Origin of the sequence: Dactylosporangium sp. NPDC006015, assembly GCF_040614215.1 — a bacterium.
Taxonomy (GTDB): Bacteria; Actinomycetota; Actinomycetes; order Mycobacteriales; family Micromonosporaceae; genus Dactylosporangium; species Dactylosporangium maewongense.
The window spans coordinates 73,941-88,873 of sequence record NZ_JBEXUD010000029.1 but is presented as its reverse complement, the minus strand read 5'-3'; the positions used below and the strand labels follow the sequence as shown (position 1 = coordinate 88,873).

Annotated in this window: 15 protein-coding genes and 1 pseudogene; 9 read left to right on the top strand and 7 right to left on the bottom strand. The window is 71.7% G+C overall.

Annotated features, from left to right (window positions below):
* Positions 1 to 13: 13 nt before the first annotated feature.
* Together rsgA and aroA are read right to left on the bottom strand one after the other, a co-directional pair.
* Entirely contained in the window at positions 14 to 1,129 is a 1,116-nt protein-coding gene (rsgA, locus tag ABZ321_RS37995) for a ribosome small subunit-dependent GTPase A (protein ID WP_354900365.1), read from the bottom strand.
* Positions 1,081 to 2,391, bottom strand: coding sequence for a 3-phosphoshikimate 1-carboxyvinyltransferase (gene aroA, locus ABZ321_RS37990; RefSeq protein ID WP_354900363.1), 1,311 nt, complete (start codon positions 2,389 to 2,391; stop codon positions 1,081 to 1,083). Before aroA ends, rsgA begins: the two co-directional genes overlap by 49 nt.
* A gap of 76 nt (positions 2,392 to 2,467) precedes the next feature.
* Between aroA and ABZ321_RS37985 the strand changes: the two genes are divergently transcribed.
* The 5 genes and pseudogenes from ABZ321_RS37985 (at position 2,468) to rsrA (ending at position 5,907) form a co-directional block, all read left to right on the top strand.
* The gene (locus tag ABZ321_RS37985) at positions 2,468 to 3,187 is read left to right on the top strand and encodes an SOS response-associated peptidase (RefSeq protein ID WP_354900361.1); all 720 of its coding nucleotides are present in this window, start codon (positions 2,468 to 2,470) and stop codon (positions 3,185 to 3,187) included.
* Positions 3,188 to 3,354: 167 nt separating this feature from the next.
* Positions 3,355 to 3,678 (top strand): annotated as a pseudogene (locus ABZ321_RS37980) (WhiB family transcriptional regulator); the annotation flags it as partial.
* A gap of 269 nt (positions 3,679 to 3,947) precedes the next feature.
* On the top strand, positions 3,948 to 4,601 hold the full coding sequence (locus tag ABZ321_RS37975) for an alpha/beta family hydrolase (protein WP_354900359.1): 654 nt from the start codon (positions 3,948 to 3,950) through the stop codon (positions 4,599 to 4,601).
* Between the two features lie 191 nt (positions 4,602 to 4,792).
* Positions 4,793 to 5,617 (top strand): sigma-70 family RNA polymerase sigma factor, encoded by an 825-nt coding sequence (locus ABZ321_RS37970; protein ID WP_344504013.1) that lies wholly within the window; start codon positions 4,793 to 4,795, stop codon positions 5,615 to 5,617.
* A gap of 5 nt (positions 5,618 to 5,622) precedes the next feature.
* On the top strand, positions 5,623 to 5,907 hold the full coding sequence (gene rsrA, locus ABZ321_RS37965) for a mycothiol system anti-sigma-R factor (RefSeq protein ID WP_344503689.1): 285 nt from the start codon (positions 5,623 to 5,625) through the stop codon (positions 5,905 to 5,907).
* A 762-nt stretch (positions 5,908 to 6,669) separates the two neighbouring features.
* Here the strand turns inward: rsrA and ABZ321_RS37960 are convergent.
* The 3 genes from ABZ321_RS37960 to ABZ321_RS37950 all read right to left on the bottom strand — a co-directional run bounded on the left by ABZ321_RS37960 (position 6,670) and on the right by ABZ321_RS37950 (position 10,143).
* Positions 6,670 to 6,810, bottom strand: coding sequence for a hypothetical protein (locus tag ABZ321_RS37960; RefSeq protein ID WP_354900357.1), 141 nt, complete (start codon positions 6,808 to 6,810; stop codon positions 6,670 to 6,672).
* A gap of 430 nt (positions 6,811 to 7,240) precedes the next feature.
* Entirely contained in the window at positions 7,241 to 8,989 is a 1,749-nt protein-coding gene (locus tag ABZ321_RS37955; protein ID WP_354900420.1) for a hypothetical protein, read from the bottom strand.
* 110 nt (positions 8,990 to 9,099) lie between these two features.
* Positions 9,100 to 10,143, bottom strand: a complete 1,044-nt coding sequence (locus tag ABZ321_RS37950) for a MoxR family ATPase (protein ID WP_354900418.1) — start codon at positions 10,141 to 10,143, stop codon at positions 9,100 to 9,102.
* Positions 10,144 to 10,252: 109 nt separating this feature from the next.
* Here ABZ321_RS37950 and ABZ321_RS37945 point away from each other — a divergent pair, with 109 nt between their 5' ends.
* The gene (locus tag ABZ321_RS37945; protein WP_344503688.1) at positions 10,253 to 10,468 is read left to right on the top strand and encodes a biotin/lipoyl-binding carrier protein; all 216 of its coding nucleotides are present in this window, start codon (positions 10,253 to 10,255) and stop codon (positions 10,466 to 10,468) included.
* Positions 10,465 to 10,977, top strand: coding sequence for a GNAT family N-acetyltransferase (locus tag ABZ321_RS37940; protein WP_344503687.1), 513 nt, complete (start codon positions 10,465 to 10,467; stop codon positions 10,975 to 10,977). The genes ABZ321_RS37945 and ABZ321_RS37940 overlap by 4 nt, the downstream gene beginning before the upstream one ends.
* A 90-nt stretch (positions 10,978 to 11,067) precedes the next feature.
* On the opposite strand, the gene ABZ321_RS37935 is transcribed toward ABZ321_RS37940, so the two are convergent.
* Positions 11,068 to 11,700 carry a helix-turn-helix domain-containing protein gene (locus tag ABZ321_RS37935; RefSeq protein ID WP_344503686.1) on the bottom strand — a complete coding sequence of 211 codons (633 nt, stop codon included), beginning with the start codon at positions 11,698 to 11,700 and terminating at the stop codon, positions 11,068 to 11,070.
* Positions 11,701 to 11,799: 99 nt separating this feature from the next.
* Between ABZ321_RS37935 and ABZ321_RS37930 the strand changes: the two genes are divergently transcribed.
* Both ABZ321_RS37930 and ABZ321_RS37925 read left to right on the top strand, forming a co-directional pair.
* On the top strand, positions 11,800 to 13,341 hold the full coding sequence (locus ABZ321_RS37930) for an MDR family MFS transporter (RefSeq protein WP_354900354.1): 1,542 nt from the start codon (positions 11,800 to 11,802) through the stop codon (positions 13,339 to 13,341).
* A 134-nt stretch (positions 13,342 to 13,475) separates the two neighbouring features.
* Entirely contained in the window at positions 13,476 to 14,504 is a 1,029-nt protein-coding gene (locus ABZ321_RS37925; RefSeq protein WP_354900416.1) for an SIS domain-containing protein, read from the top strand.
* Here ABZ321_RS37925 and ABZ321_RS37920 read toward each other — a convergent pair.
* On the bottom strand, positions 14,479 to 14,919 hold the full coding sequence (locus tag ABZ321_RS37920; RefSeq protein ID WP_354900352.1) for a hypothetical protein: 441 nt from the start codon (positions 14,917 to 14,919) through the stop codon (positions 14,479 to 14,481). The genes ABZ321_RS37925 and ABZ321_RS37920 overlap by 26 nt on opposite strands.
* Positions 14,920 to 14,933: the final 14 nt, after the last annotated feature.

The following is a 14,933-nucleotide window of genomic DNA, read 5'->3' as shown; positions in this document are numbered from 1 at the left end:
GCCTCGTCCTTGGCTAGGCCTCGTAGGCCTCGTCCGTCGGCTCGGTGGGTTCCGCGGTGCCTTCCTTGGATGCGAGGAGGCGGCGGAACGAGGCGAGCCGCCTCGGGTCGGCGCCGCCCTCGGCGACCAGCATGTCCAGGCCGCACTCGCCGCCGGCGCCGGTGTGGTCGCAGTTGGGCGCGCACCGGGTCGACGCCTCGACCAGGTCGGGGAACCCGTGCAGCAGACTGTCCGCCGACACGTGCGCCAGGCCGAACGACCGTACGCCCGGCGTGTCGATGATCCAGCCGCCGCTCCTCTTGCTTTCCGGCAGGCGCAGCTTGCTTTCTGGCAGGCGCAGCGCCACGGCGCTGGTGGACGTGTGCCGGCCCTTGCCGACGGCGCTGACCACGCCGACCGCCCGGTCGGTGCCCGGCACGAGCCGGTTGACCAGCGTCGACTTGCCGACGCCCGAGTGGCCGATCATCACCGACACCTTGCCGCTCAGCGCCGCGACGAGGTCGTCGATGGGCTCGCCCGGCCGGCACAGCACATACGGCAGGTCCAGCTCGGAGTAGTAGTCCAGCACCGCCTCCGGGCCCGCCAGGTCACCCTTGGTGAGGCACAGCAGCGGCTCGATCTCGGCGTCGTACGCGGCGACCAGGCACCGGTCGATGAAGCCCGTCCGCGGCGGCGGGTCGTGCAGCGAGTTGACGATCACGAGCTGCTCGGCGTTGGCGACCACGACGCGCTCGAAGCGCCCCTCGGTCGAGCCCTCCTCGTCGTCGGCGGTGCGCATCAGCACCGACCTGCGGTCGTCGATGCGCACGATCCTCGCGAGGGTGTCGGGCCGCCCGGTCACGTCCCCCACGATCTGGACGTTGTCGCCGACGACCACGCCACGGCGGCCCAGCTCGCGGGCGCGCATGGCGGTCACGACCGCGTCGGTCCCGGCGATGTGGCAGGTGTACCGCCCGCGGTCGACCGCCACGACGAACCCCTCGACCGCGTCGCTGTGCTTCGGCCGGGTGCGCGTGCGGGGTCGCGAGGACCGGCTCGGGCGGACCCGGACGTCATCCTCGTCGTACTCGCGCTTGCGCGTCAGTCTTGTCCTCCAACCGAGCCCGGACCGTGCACCATCGTTGACCATAGCCGGGGGAAGTCCGGCAGTGTCTTCGCGGTGCATGTCACGTCGTCCAGCCGCACCCCGCCGACGGCGAGCCCGACGACGGCGGCGGCCTGCGCGAGGCGGTGGTCGTCCCGCGTGGGGAACGTGCCGCCGCGCAGCGGGCGGGGCCGGATCCGCAGGCCGTCGTGGTCCTGGGCGATGTCCGCGCCGAGCCCCGTCAGGCCCTCGACGAGCGCGGCGAGCCGGTCGGTCTCGTGGGCGCCCAGGTGCGCCAGGCCGTGCAGGTGCGACGGGGAGTCCGCGACGGCGGCGAGCGCGGCGAGCACCGGGGCCAGCTCCGCGACGTCGGCCAGGTCGGCGGTGAGGCCGCGGACCGTGCCGGTGCCGCGCACGACCAGCCCCTGCCGGGTGACCGCGGGTGAGCCGCCCATCTGGCGCAGCAGGTCCAGCAGCCGGTGGCCGGCCTGGATGCCGGAGCGCGGCCAGCCGGCGACGGTCACGGTGCCGCCGGTGACCAGCGCCGCGGCGAGGAACGGCGCGGCGCCCAGCAGGTCCGGCTCGATGTCCCAGGCGCGGCCGTTGAGCCGGCCGGGCTCGACCACCCACATGTCCGGCCGGCTGTCGTCGATGCCGGCCCCGGCGGCGCGCAGCATCTGCACCGTCATGCGCAGGTGGGGCGCGCGGGGCAGCGGCGGGCCGGCGTGGCGCACGGTGAGACCGCGGTCGAACTCGGGCGCGGCCAGCAGCAGCCCCGACAGCATCTGGCTGGAGGCCGACGCGTCGATCGTCGCCGCGCCGCCGGTGACCCGGCCGATGCCGTGCACCGTCAGCGGCAGCCCGGCGCCGTAGTCGACCCGCGCGCCGAGCGTGCGCAGCGCGCCGATCAGGGGCGCCACCGGCCGCGTGCGGCTGCGCTCGTCGCCGTCGAAGGTGACGGCACCGTCGGCGAGCCCGGCGACCGGTGGGAGGAAACGCAGGACCGTGCCTGCGGTGCCGACGTCGATCCGGGCGGGGCCGCACAACGGGCGGGGGCGCAGCACCCACAGGTTCTCGTCGGAGGTGGACACGTGGCAGCCCATGGCGCGCAGGCCCGCCGCCATCAGCTCGGTGTCGCGGGCCCGCAGGGGACCACGCAGGGTGGTGGCGCCCAGGGACAGCGCGCCGAGGACCAGCGCCCGGGCCGTCATCGACTTCGAACCGGGGAGCCGGACCGTGGCGGTGACCGGCGCCGAGGCGGTCGGCGCGATCCACGGCAGGGACACGGGGGCGGTCAGGTGAGGCACGCGTACAGTGTGCGGCCCGTGCCGCTGGGTAGCGACTGCTGACAATGCCTCATTCGTCACGGGTACCGTAATGGGCATGTGTGGTCGGTATGCGACATCCCGCAGCAACGTTGACCTGAGCGCGCTGTTCGAGGCCACCGACGAGACGGACGGGCTCGAGCCGGACTACAACGTCGCCCCGACGGACCAGGTCCCGGTGGTGCGCGTCTCCCAGTCCGCCGGCGGCCGCGTCCTGAGCAGCGCCCGCTGGGGTCTGGTGCCCCCGTGGGCCGCCGACCTCAAGGTGGGCGCCCGGATGATCAACGCCCGGTCCGAGACGGTCGCGGAGTCGAAGGCGTTCGCGCAGTCGTTCGCGAAGCGGCGCTGCCTCGTGCCCGCCGACGGCTGGTTCGAATGGAAACGCGGGGACGGCAAGGACAAGCAGGCGTATTTCATGACGCTCGGTGACGACGAGCCGTGCGTGTTCGCCGGCATCTGGACGGTGTGGGGGAAAGGTGACGACCGGGTGCTCACCTGCAGCATCATCACCGCGCCCGCCGTGGACGATCTGGCGCTCATTCACGACCGCATGCCGCTGATGCTGCCGCCGTCGCGGTGGGACGAGTGGCTGGCGGCACCCGTCGATGAGCGGCTGCTGGCCCCGACGCCGTCCGAGCACGTCGCGCGGCTGGAGCTCCGCCCGGTCGGCGCGCGCGTGGGTGACGTACGTAACGACGGCCGTGATTTGCTCGACCGCGTGCCGGCGCCGGCCCTGCGATCGAGTGACGTCGAGCCGATCGATCTGACCCTCTTTTAGGCTGTACGTCCATTTCCTCCCCGGCAGGTTTTGCCTATCCGCGTGAAAACTCTTGTATTTGCAGGTGTTTGTGCGATAGAACACAGCGCCGGTAGGTCAATGTCGGATGGGGGCATCCCGACGTTTTCCTGCCTTGTGTTCGTTTGACCCACGGGGGAGGTGGGTGTATGACCCGGGCGAGGATGCCACGCCCGCATGAGGTCGCTGCCGCCAAGCGTGATCCGCGTCTGTTGCGCGCGGTGCGCGAGCAACAGGGCGATGATGCCTGGCGGACCCGCGGCGCATGCCAGACAGTTGATCCGGAGACGTTCTTTCCGGCCCCGAGCGAGCCCGCCGACGCTGCCGTCGCGTTGTGCCGCACCTGCGACGTCCAAGGCGCATGCCTGGCCTGGGCGCTGGAGGTCGGCGACTGCCACGGTGTGTGGGGAGCGACCACACCGCGTGAGCGGCGTGCGATGCTCGTCGCATGGCGCAGCGACGCTCCACAACCCGCGTTGACGGGCCAGCCACAGGCAGCCGAGCACCGGATGGGCCCGATGGCATGCCTGCCGTTGGTGCCGATCCAGCGCGTGGGCCGGACCGCGACCGACCGGCGCGATCCGGTCGGCGCCGCCAGCGGCTGACCGACGGGCCGGCCGGCGCCCTTCCAGGCTCCCCGGCCGGCCCTTCTGCTCGTACACCGGCGGGCACTTCTGCTGCACGGGCGGGCCGTTCTGGTGCGCGGGTGAGCTCCTCTGCTGCGCCGGCGGGCTCTTCCGGTGTGCCGGTTGGTCGGCGGAGCAGGTCGCGGGCCAAGCGGTCGCTCGTCGGGCAGGAGGTCGAGACCCCGCACGGGGTCGCGCGCTTCTCGCTCGACGTCCCGGCGGGGTACACGGGGACGCTGCTCGTCCTGGGCCACGGCGCCGGCGGTGACGTCGACGCCGTCGACCTCGTGGCGGTCCGTGCCGCCGTGCTCGACGCCGGGGCGGCCGTCGCCATGGTGACGCAGCCCTACCGGGTCGCCGGCGCCCGCCGCCCACCGGCACCCGCCAGGCAGCTCGACGCCGCCTGGCTCGCCGTCGTCGCTGAGCTGCGCCGCAGGGTGGCGATCGACACCCTCGTCGTCGGCGGCCGGTCCAGCGGCGCCAGGGTCGCCTGCCGCACCGCGGCCGAGGCCGGCGCCGACCGCATCCTGGCGCTCGCCTTCCCGCTGCACCCGCCCGGCAAGCCGGACGTCACCCGCGCGGACGAGCTGCGCACGGGCGTGCCGACCCTCGTGCTCAACGGCGACCGGGACTCCTTCGGCGTGCCTTCGCCGGGCCCGGCGGTCCACGTCGAGGTGCTGCCCGGCGAGACCCACGCGCTGTCGAAGGCACCCGACCGGCTCGCCGCCATCGCCGTGGCGTTCGTCACCACCGCCGACCCGGCTCGTTGAACAGTGTGTGACCGGTGCAAACCGGACACGCTCTCCACACCGCGGACCGATGTCGTTCCGCAAACTCCCAGGCCCTTCCTGTTCCCGGTGGCCGGCCGGTCCCAATCCAAAAGGCCGGCCGCCGGGGCAGGCGGGTAGGAATTGCGGGGGTGGCGCGGTTGTTACACGGAGCGTGCGACGCTGCCGAGGCGTTGCCTGTGGAGGGAAGTCAACTCGTGGCAACACTTGAGCGCGAGGATCAACGCATCCGCGAGCTGCTGTTCAGCCCGTCGTGGCCGGCGGCGACGGACGCGGAGCCCGATCCGTCCTGGCAACCGATCGCCCGCGAGCGGTTGACGGGCGCCACAAACTCTGAAGTCACTCAGCAACTCGGCGTATCCTCGGCAGGACGGTCGAGGGTTGGAGTCGCACGAGTGGTCAGCAGCGAGAGCGCGGTGCAGCAGCGCATCCGGTTCGAGCACGACGCGTTGCCCTTCATCGATCAGCTGTATGCGGCGGCCCTGCGCATGACGCGCAACCCGGCCGACGCGGAGGACCTCGTCCAGGAGACGTTCCTCAAGGCGTATGCGGCGTTTCACCAGTTCGAGACGGGCACCAACCTCAAGGCCTGGCTCTACCGCATCCTGACCAACACCTACATCAACTCCTACCGTCGCCGTCAGCGCCAGCCCGTCCAGGCGCCCACGGAGGAGATCACCGACTGGCAGCTCGCCGAAGCCGAGTCGCACACGTCCAGCGGGCTGCGCTCCGCCGAGACCGAGGCCCTCGACCGGCTGCCCGACTCCGACGTCAAGGAGGCGCTGCAGTCGCTGCCGGAGGAGTTCCGGCTCGCCGTCTACCTCGCCGACGTCGAGGGCTTCTCCTACAAGGAGATCGCCGACATCATGAACACGCCCATCGGCACCGTGATGTCCCGTCTGCACCGCGGCCGGCGCAACCTCCGCCGTTCGCTCGAGACTTATGCTGCCGACCGGGGTTTCACCCGCACCCCGTCCGCTGAGCCGAGCGAGGTCTGAGTCCGATGAGCTGTGGAGACCCGCACGAGACAGACTGCGGCGCCGTCCTCGCCGAGGTGTATCTCTACCTCGACCTCGAGTGCACCGACGACCGCCGTTCGCTCATCCGCGACCACCTCGACGAGTGCTCGCCCTGCCTGCGCGAGTTCGGCATCGAGCAGGAGGTGAAGGCGCTCGTGGCCCGCTGCTGCGGCTCCGAGCTGGCCCCCGCCGACCTCAAGGACCGCCTCCGCTCCAAGCTTTCCGAACTGGTCGTCAACGCCGAAGCCCGCGAGCTCCGCACCGACTGACCCTCGTCCTCCACAACCCCGTGCGGTTCTGGCAGCCCCGGCCCCCGGAACCGCACGGCTCCCGCCCGCGCCCTTGGTAACCCGCGGGTCAATCGCGGTCGTGGCCCTCGTGATCGAAGTCGCGTAGCGGCTGTCCGGGCAGCCAGGGTCGTAACTATTCAGGTACTCCGAACGGATGAGGTCCCCCAGGTCGGAGCGTTGCGCCGGGAGCAATGCATCCGTCCACAGTGGATGACGAAACGTGACTTATCCGGGCATAACTATCGGCTCGCGGTCGGTCCGCTGATCGGCCGCACTCGCGGAGTCGCAGGTCAGCGCGATTCGGGGGGCACCTGAATAGTTACCCAGGGTCGTCCTTCGATCATGGTGGCTGTGGTGCTCGGCCGAGGGGTTCGGCATCCGGGTTGGGCTGTCCTGGTTGCTGTTCGCATGCGGGTCCGCTGATCCGTCCGGCCGCAGGTCAGGCCAGCGCGGAGGGCGGGTTCTTTCTGTCCAACTGGAGGCCGAACGCCAGGTGGCATGGCTGCGGCCGTGCCGTGCTGCCCCACTCGGATCGCTGAACTCGCACAGGCGGGTCTTGGTAGCCCGCGGGGCGATCGTGGCCGTGGTCGTCGTGATCGATGTCGCGTGGTGGCTGTCCGGGCGGCCAGGGTCGTCCTTCGATCATGGTGGCTGGGTGCTTGGCCGAGGGGTTGGGGCAATTCGGGTCGGCGTCCTGGCTGCTCTCCGCGTGCGGGTTCGCCGATCCTTCTGGCTGACAGGTCAGGCCAGCGCGGAGGTGGGGTTCTTCCCGCCCGGTTGGGGGGCCGGGCGCCAGGTGCCGTCGTTGAGGTCCGTGCCGTCGTTGCGGTGATGTTTCCCGGCCGCCGTCCTCGCATGGTCCAGCACTGTCGAGGGCGTCATTCGGTGCTTCCATACCGTCGTTGGCTCTCACAACCCACCCACATCACACCGACCGCCGACGCTGCGCTCGCCGCCGTGGTTCACGACCAGTGCTGCCCCCACTCTGATTGCCGAACTCGCACAGGCGGGTCTTGGTAGCCCGCGGGGCGATCGTGGTCGTGGTCGTCGTGATCGATGTCGCATGGTGGCTGTCCGGGCGGCCTGGGTCGTCCTTCGACCATGCTGGCTTGGTGCGTGGCCGGGGGGTTTGGCATTCGGGTTGGCTGTCCTGGTTGCTGTCCGCGTGTGGGACTTGGCCTCCGCCGTCGCGGTCTTCTCCGCGGGGCGGTCGGGGTCGTGGTTGGCGTGATCGAAGGCGTGTGGTGGCTGTGCGGGCGGCCAGGGGTGTCCTTGGATCACGGCGGGTGCGGGTGGTCGTCGAGTCTGGGGGTCAGCGGAGGCGGAAGACGGGGCCTCGGGGGGTGAAGAGGAGGCGGGTGGTTTCTGGGATGAGGAAGGCGTGTTCGCGGCGTACGCGGATGGGGTCGCAGTAGCCGTCGGTGATGATCAGGATCGGGGCGTCGGCGGGGAAGTCCGGGGCGCGTTCCAGGAGGTTGATGGCGGGCTGCAGGATGGTGCCGCCGCGGCCCTTCACCTTGACCCGGCCGGCGATGTCGGCGACGGGGAGGTAGCCGGCGTCGTACGCGGCCGCGTCGCAGAACACGACGCGGGCGGCCGGCACGTCGCGGGCGGTGGCGTAGGAGGCGATCGCGCCGAGGGCCTTGCCGAGCAGGGTGCGGTCCATCGAGCCGGAGGTGTCGAGCACGACGCCGAACGTGGCGTGGAAGGACTCCTCCTCGGGCCAGAGCCAGCCGGGCCGGGGGATGTGCGGCGTGGAGCTCTGGCGGCGGGAGGCGCGGGCGTAGGAGCGGCGCGGGGTGGGGGAGCGGACGTGCTCGGCGAACCAGTTGGCGAGCTGCGCGTCCCACGGCAGCGGCGGGTGGTCCAGGGCGCGGATCTCCTCGACCAGGCCGGACGGCAGGAGGCCGCGGCCGTTGGACTCGTGGAAGGCCAGGCCGGTCGCGAGGGCGCGGCGGTAGTACTCGTCGAGCTCGGTGCCGCGGTGGGTACGGCGGGCGTCGCTGAGGATGTCGCCCATGCCGCGGCCCCGCAGCGTGCCGAGGCGGCGCAGGCGGCGCAGGTCGGTGGCGATGAGGTCGTACACCTCCTCGGCGCCGGCGTCCTTGAAGCGCGGGTCGTACAGGACGCCTTCGGGTAGGTCGCCGACGGCCATCTCGACGAGCCAGCCGTTGATGACGTAGTCGGTGGCGACGTTCCACAGGTACGGGTCGCGATGCGCGATCCGGTCGCCGTGGCGCAGGGCGGCGTGCAGCATCTCGTGCGCGATGACGAAGCGGCGCTCCTCCGTGGTGAGCGGCGCGAGGGGGTTGACGTAGATCTCGGCGGCGGACGGGTCGACGGCGGCGACGCTGATCGACAGGTCGCGGGCCACGGCGACGTCGCTGACGATCGTGAAGCCCGCGGCCAGGCCGGCCAGCAGCGGGTACGACGAAACGAACCAGCGCCGGGCGACCTCCCACGCCTCGTCGATCTTGCGACCGGGGACCGGCCGCAGCGCCCCGGCCTCGTCGACGGCCTCGGCCGCGGCCTGGCCGAGGCCCAGGGCGAAGCGGTCCGGCCACGAGAGCGTGACAGCCGGAAGAGACGCAGCGGAAAACGTCGGGAGCGATGCGGGCGGCACGAGGTCGGGGCCGGCGCCGCCCGCGGAACAGCCGGACAGGCCGGAAGGAATGCCGGAGATCCGCCAGCGCTCGGCGAGCTGCTCCTCGAAAGCGGTCGGCAGCGGCGGCAGCAGCACCGGAGGGCGGCCGAGCCGCAGCTCCGCCTGGAACCGGGCCACGACAACGCAGCGCGCGACGGCAAGCTCGGTGTCGGGCGGTGAAGCGGCATCCGCCGGCCCGAGGCAGAGGTGGCCGAAGCCGAGGTGCAGCGCGCAGTGCGCGAACACCCAGACCCACTCGTCGGGCTCCAGCGGCGAGTGCTTGTTGGCGATCACCGTGCCGTCGGCGTAGACCCGGGCGTGGCCGCGGTCGCGGATCAGCTGCGTGTCCTCCGCCCACTGCATCCGCAGCGCCCGCGGGTCGTTGCCGGTCGGGTCGCTGGCGAGGGCGCGGAACATGGGGTTGCCGGACACGGCGGACCAGGCGTGCTGGGCCGCCTCCAGCCGCCGGTCGACCTTCCTGGCGCCACGAGCGGCGGCACCACGAGCGGCGGCGCCGCGGGTGGCGCTCATGCCCGGGCGGCGACGAGGCGCGGCAGGTCGCGGGTCACCTCGACCAGGAACCACGCGGGCAGCGCGGGCATCCCGGACTCGTCGGCGGCGATGACGAGCTGCGCGCACTCCAGCGAGATCTCGGCCAGCTCGACCAGCAGGCCCTTGGCCCGCACCGAGAAGCGGCGCACGGACGGCGACGCGTGCTCGCGGCTGGCCGGCAGGTCCTTCACGAGCCGGGCCCGGAAGGCCTCGGCGAAGAAGTACAGCAGGTCGCGGTCGGTCGGGTCGCGGGGCCAGGACGCGTCGCCGCGGACGATGGCGTCCAGGCCGTAGCGGTGGCGGACGGTCTTGACGTACGCGCAGAACGCCGACGCGTGCGAGGGCGTCAGCGTGCCGGCGGTGAGCACCCGGAGAAGGTCCTCGTCGATGTCCTGGCCGAAGGAGAGCAGCGCGTCGGAGAGCATGTGCCAGGAGCGCGGGGTCGAGAACGGCTCCTCGGTCTTCGGCGGCTTGGACCAGAGGTGGTCGGGCCGCTGGGTGAGGTAGTCGGTCACCCACTCGTGCAGGCCGGCGCCGGCCGCCCACAGCAGCCAGTCGTCGGCGCTCGCCCGCAGGTGTACGTGGATGAGCCGGTTGAGCAGAGCGGACGCCATCGGCCGGGCGAGCGCGTTGTCGGAGGCCCGGTTGCCGGCGCCGATCACGATCGATCCGGCGGGCAGCTCGTACGAGCCGATCCGCCGGTCGAGGATGAGGGAGTAGAACGCCTTCTGCACCTCGGGCGAGGCGGAGTTGAGCTCGTCGAGGAAGAGGCAGTAGGGCTCGTCGCGGGCGATCGACTCCGGTGGCGCGAAGCGGCTGCGGCCGTCGCGCAGCTCGGGCACCCCGATGAGGTCCTCGGGCGCCAGCTGCGTGCCGATGAGGGTGACGCAGTCCAGCCCGAGGGCCGCCGCGAACTCCTTCACCAGCGAGCTCTTGCCGATGCCGGGCTGACCCCACACGAAGACGGGCCGCACCACCGCGACATGCAGCAGCACGCCGGGCAGTCCCGCCGGGGTCACCGTGATGGTCGATTCCACGGGGCCATGATGCGTTCGCCGTACAGTCGAGCGCGACCGGGTTTCGCGCGGATATGCTGCGGTTCGCAATCCGACGTCAAAGGAGACCGGGATGTCCGACGAGATCCGTGCCGAGATGGTGGCCAACGTCTGGAAGATCACCACTGAGGTCGGTGCCGAGGTCAGCGAGGGCGACACCCTCGTGATCCTGGAGTCGATGAAGATGGAGATCCCCGTCGTCGCCGAGTCGGAGGGCACGGTCAGCCAGATCGCCGTCAACGAGGGCGACGTGGTGCAGGAGGGCGATCTCATCGCCGTGATCGGGTGACGCGGCAGCCGCCGCTGGTCCGGCGGGCGGACCCGGAGGACCACGCCGGCGTCGCGCGGCTGACGGTGGCGGCGTATCGCGCCGACGGCCAGCTCGACGACGAGCACGGCTATGCCGACGTGCTGGCCGACGTGACGACCCGGGCGGCGCACTGCGAGATTCTGGTCGCCGCCGATGGTGATGTACTGCTGGGCGCGGTCGCGTTCGTGCTGCCCGGCACCCGGTATGCGGAGCTGTCGCGCCCGGGCGAGGCCGAGTTCAGGATGCTGGCCGTCGATCCGGCGGCGCAGCGGCGGGGGGTGGCGCGGGCGCTGGTCCGTGCCTGCATCGACCGCGCGACCGTCCTCGGCTGCGGGTCGATGGTGATCTGTACGCGGGACCGCAACAGCGCCGCGCTGGCGCTCTACGACACCTTCGGCTTCGTCCGCGAGCCGGCGCTGGACTGGACGCCGGTCGAGGGCGTCACACTGCTCGGCCTGCGCCTGAAGCTGCCGACCACCGCGACCTGAGCCCCGCGGCGCGGGCCGGCCGCCGCGCAATCACCGCGACCCGGGGCCGGCGGCGCGGGTCGGCGGCTGCCGACCACCGCGACCCGGACGTCACTCGCCGGCGGCCGCCAGGCGCATCAGGTCCTCGGCGACCACCAGGGTCGCCTCGCGGCGGTCCTGGGGGCTGAGGTCGTCGTGCCCGCGGAGCACGAAGTGGCCCGCGTGGATCGTGAAGATGGCCATGGCCCGGCGCAGCTGCTGGACCGTGGACTCCGCCGGGTCCATCAGGAAGCCGAAGACGCGCTCCATCTGACCCTTCATGAGCTTGCCCGCGGGCAGCGTGTTGATGAGCGTCTGGTTGCGCTCGAAGAAGCGGATCACGTGCTCGTGCTTGGCGACGTCGTGCAGCACGAAGTACCGCTGAAGGAACTCGATCCGCGTCGCCTCCGTGCGCGGCTGCGCCTCCGCCCACTCCATCAGCGCGTCGACGGCCGCGATGCGGTGCTCGATGAGGCTGTTGACGATGTCGTCCTTGGTCGGGAAGTGGTAGTAGAGCGCGGCCTTGGTGACGCCGAGCTTCTCCGCGATCTCCCGCAGCGAGGTCTTGTCGTAGCCGTCCTCGATGAACATCTCCAGGGCGACCCGCTGGATGTGCGCGCGCACGTCCTCGGTCTCGGCGTCGTCGGTCCGGATCCGGTTCCGCCCCCGCACGACCCGCGCTGCTGCCTGCTGGTTCTGCTCCATCGGGACCATCCTACGTGAACTGACTTGACGAGCGGCTAGTACGAACTTACCGTACGGCTAGTAAGTCAACTAGCCGGCCGACAAGTAAGGTGTGCCACGATGTCTGACAAGCGCCTCAGGGTCGTTCTGCCAGGACTGCTCATGGCGATGCTCCTGGCGATGCTCGACAACGTGATCGTCGGCACCGCGATGCCCCGCATCGTCGGTGACCTGGGCGGCGTCGACCACCTGTCGTGGGTCGTCACCGCGTATGTCCTCGGTTCGACGGTGTCCACGCCGATCTGGGGCAAGCTCGGCGACCTGTACGGGCGGAAGACGGTCTTCCTGACCTCGATCGTGCTGTTCCTGCTCGGCTCGGTGCTGTGCGGCTTCGCCCAGGACATGCCGCAGCTGATCGGCTTCCGCGCGTTCCAGGGCCTCGGCGCCGGTGGTCTCATGGTCGGCGCGATGGCCGTCCTCGGCGAGCTCGTGTCGCCGCGCGAGCGCGGCAAGTACCAGGGCCAGTTCGCCGCGGTCATGGCGGTCGCGATGGTCGGCGGCCCGCTCGTCGGCGGCTTCATCACCGACCACGCCGACTGGCGCTGGGCGTTCTTCGTCAACCTGCCGCTCGGCGGCGCGGCGCTGGCGCTGCTCGCGTTGAAGCTCGACATGCCGAAGAAGCGCACCGAGCACCGGATCGACTGGCTCGGCGCGGCCCTGCTCTCGGCCGGCGTCACCGCGCTGGTCCTGATCACCACGTGGGGCGGCAACCAGTACGCGTGGGGCTCCGCGCAGATCGCCGGCCTGGCCGCCCTGGCCGTGGTGTCGCTGGCCGCGTTCATGGTCGTCGAGCGGCGCCACCCGGAGCCGATCCTGCCGCTGGCCATCTTCCGCAACCGCAACTTCAGCCTGGTCGCGGGCATCGGCTTCCTGGTCGGGTTCGCCATGTTCGGCGCGATCACGTTCCTGCCGCTGTACCAGCAGATCGTGCAGGGCGCCTCGGCGACCAACTCCGGTCTGCTCCTGCTGCCGATGATGGGCGGCCTGCTGGTGACCTCGCTGGTGGCCGGCCAGATGATCACCAGGACCGGCAAGTACCGGATCTTCCCGGTGATCGGCGGGTTCGTCATGATCGTGGCGATGGTCCTGCTGTCGCGGCTGGACTCGGACACCTCGAAGACCGAGTCGGCGATCTACATGGCCGTCCTCGGCCTGGGTATGGGCTTCCTGATGCAGACCTCGATGCTCATCGCGCAGAACAGCGTGGAGCTCAAGGATCTGGGCGTGGCGAGCAGCACCTCGACGTTCGCCCGCTCGATCGGCGGCGCGTTCGGCGTGGCGGCGTTCGGCGCGATCTTCAACCACCGGCTGCACAACCTGCTCGCGGAGAAGGTCGGCGACCAGGCGGCGGACCAGCTCGCCGGCGGCGGTGGCGGCGGCGCCTCGATCGGCCCGGCGACGCTCGGCCAGCTGCCCGCCGGGGTGCGCACCGCGGTGATCGACGCGATCGCCGGCGCGACGTCCAGCGTGTTCCTCTGGGCGATCGCGGCGACGGTGCTGGTGCCGCTGCTCGCGATCTTCATCCGCGAGGTCGCGCTGCGCGGCGGCCCCGAGGCGCCCACCGAGCAGGCGGAGAGCACGCTGGTTGCGCAGGAGGGCTAGTTTCGCGCACGCTGTGCGCGAAGTTGCTCCGAAAACTGGCGTCTGGTGCGCGAAGCTGCCAAACTTTGAGCAGTAACGCGCATCAGACGCCAGCACATAGAGGAGTAGCCGTGACCGAGCAGCCCGGTGCCGGGATGCAGGCGGACATCGCCGAGCAGCCGGCCGTGTTCGCGAGGCTCGTCGACGAGCAGGCGGGCGCCATCGCCGCCGTCGCCGAGCGGATCGCGCAGTGGCAGCCCCGCAACGTGATCTTCACGGCGCGCGGCACGTCGGACCACGCCGCGCTGTACGCGGCGTACCTCACCGAGATCCGCCTCGGCATCCCCGTCGGCCTTGCCTCGCCGTCGGCGATGACGCTCTACGGCGCCCGCCCCGACCTGCGCGACACGCTCGTCGTCGGCGTCAGCCAGAGCGGCGGCTCGCCCGACCTGCGCGAGGTGCTGCGGGTCGCCGGCGAGCAGGGCGCGCACACCCTCGCCGTCACCAACAACGCCGAGTCGCCCCTGGCCCAGGTCGCCGAGCTGCACGTCGACGTCGTCGCCGGGCACGAGATCGCGGTCGCCGCGACCAAGACCTACACCGCGGAGCTGCTCGCGCTGCTCATGCTGGTCGAGAGCATCAAGGGCGGCGGCACGCTGCCCGCCGAGGAGTTCGCCGCGCTGCGGGAGCTGCCCGGCCACGCGGAGCGCGTCCTCGCCGACGACACCGCCGCCGACCTCGCCGCCCGCTACCGGTTCGCGGACCGGATCGTGACCACGGGCCGCGGCTACGCGTACCCGACGGCGCGCGAGACCGCGCTCAAGCTGATGGAGACGTCCTACGTGGCCGGTCTCGCGTTCTCCGGCGCCGACCTGCTGCACGGCCCCCTCGCGATGGCCGACCCCGACGTGCCGGTCCTCGCCGTCGTCGGCGGCGGCCCCGCCGGCGCGTCGATGCGCGACGTCGTCGGCCGGCTCGGCGAGCGCCGCGCCGACGTGGTCGTCTTCGGCCCGTCGAAGGTCGACGGCGCAGCCGGCTGGGTGCCGACCCCCGAGGTCGACGAGCGCTACGCACCGCTGCTGGACATCCTGCCGCTGCAGCGCCTCGCCCTGTCTCTCGCCCTGCACCGGGGCGAGAACCCTGACGCGCCGCGCGGCCTCAAGAAGGTGACGGCGACGCTGTAACGGCGACATCGACGACGGCGGGGCGGCCTTCGCGCAGCGCCCGCGTCTCGAACGCCACCGGGGGCCGGTCACCGACCAGGATCTGGTAGGTCGGCCGGCTCCCGGACAGGTTCAGCAGCTCGAACGAGAAATTGCAGCGGTACGCCCCGCCCGTCGCCGCCAGTACACCGGCCGCCAACGTCGTCACGGCGACCACCTTGCCCTCCTGATCAGCCACCTTCACCGTCGCCCCGGAGGCGACGTCCGGCACCGGGGCGAGGCACGGGGTGCCCGGGACGCCGGTCGCCGCGCCCGCCACGCTCACGTAGCCGTGCAGCTGGAACCCGTCAGGCTTGCTGGTCTCGTCGGCGCGGCCCACCCACCCGCAGCCGCCGAGGGTGAGCACGAGGACAAGGGCAGGCAACAGGCGACGCACGGGCCCACCATAGT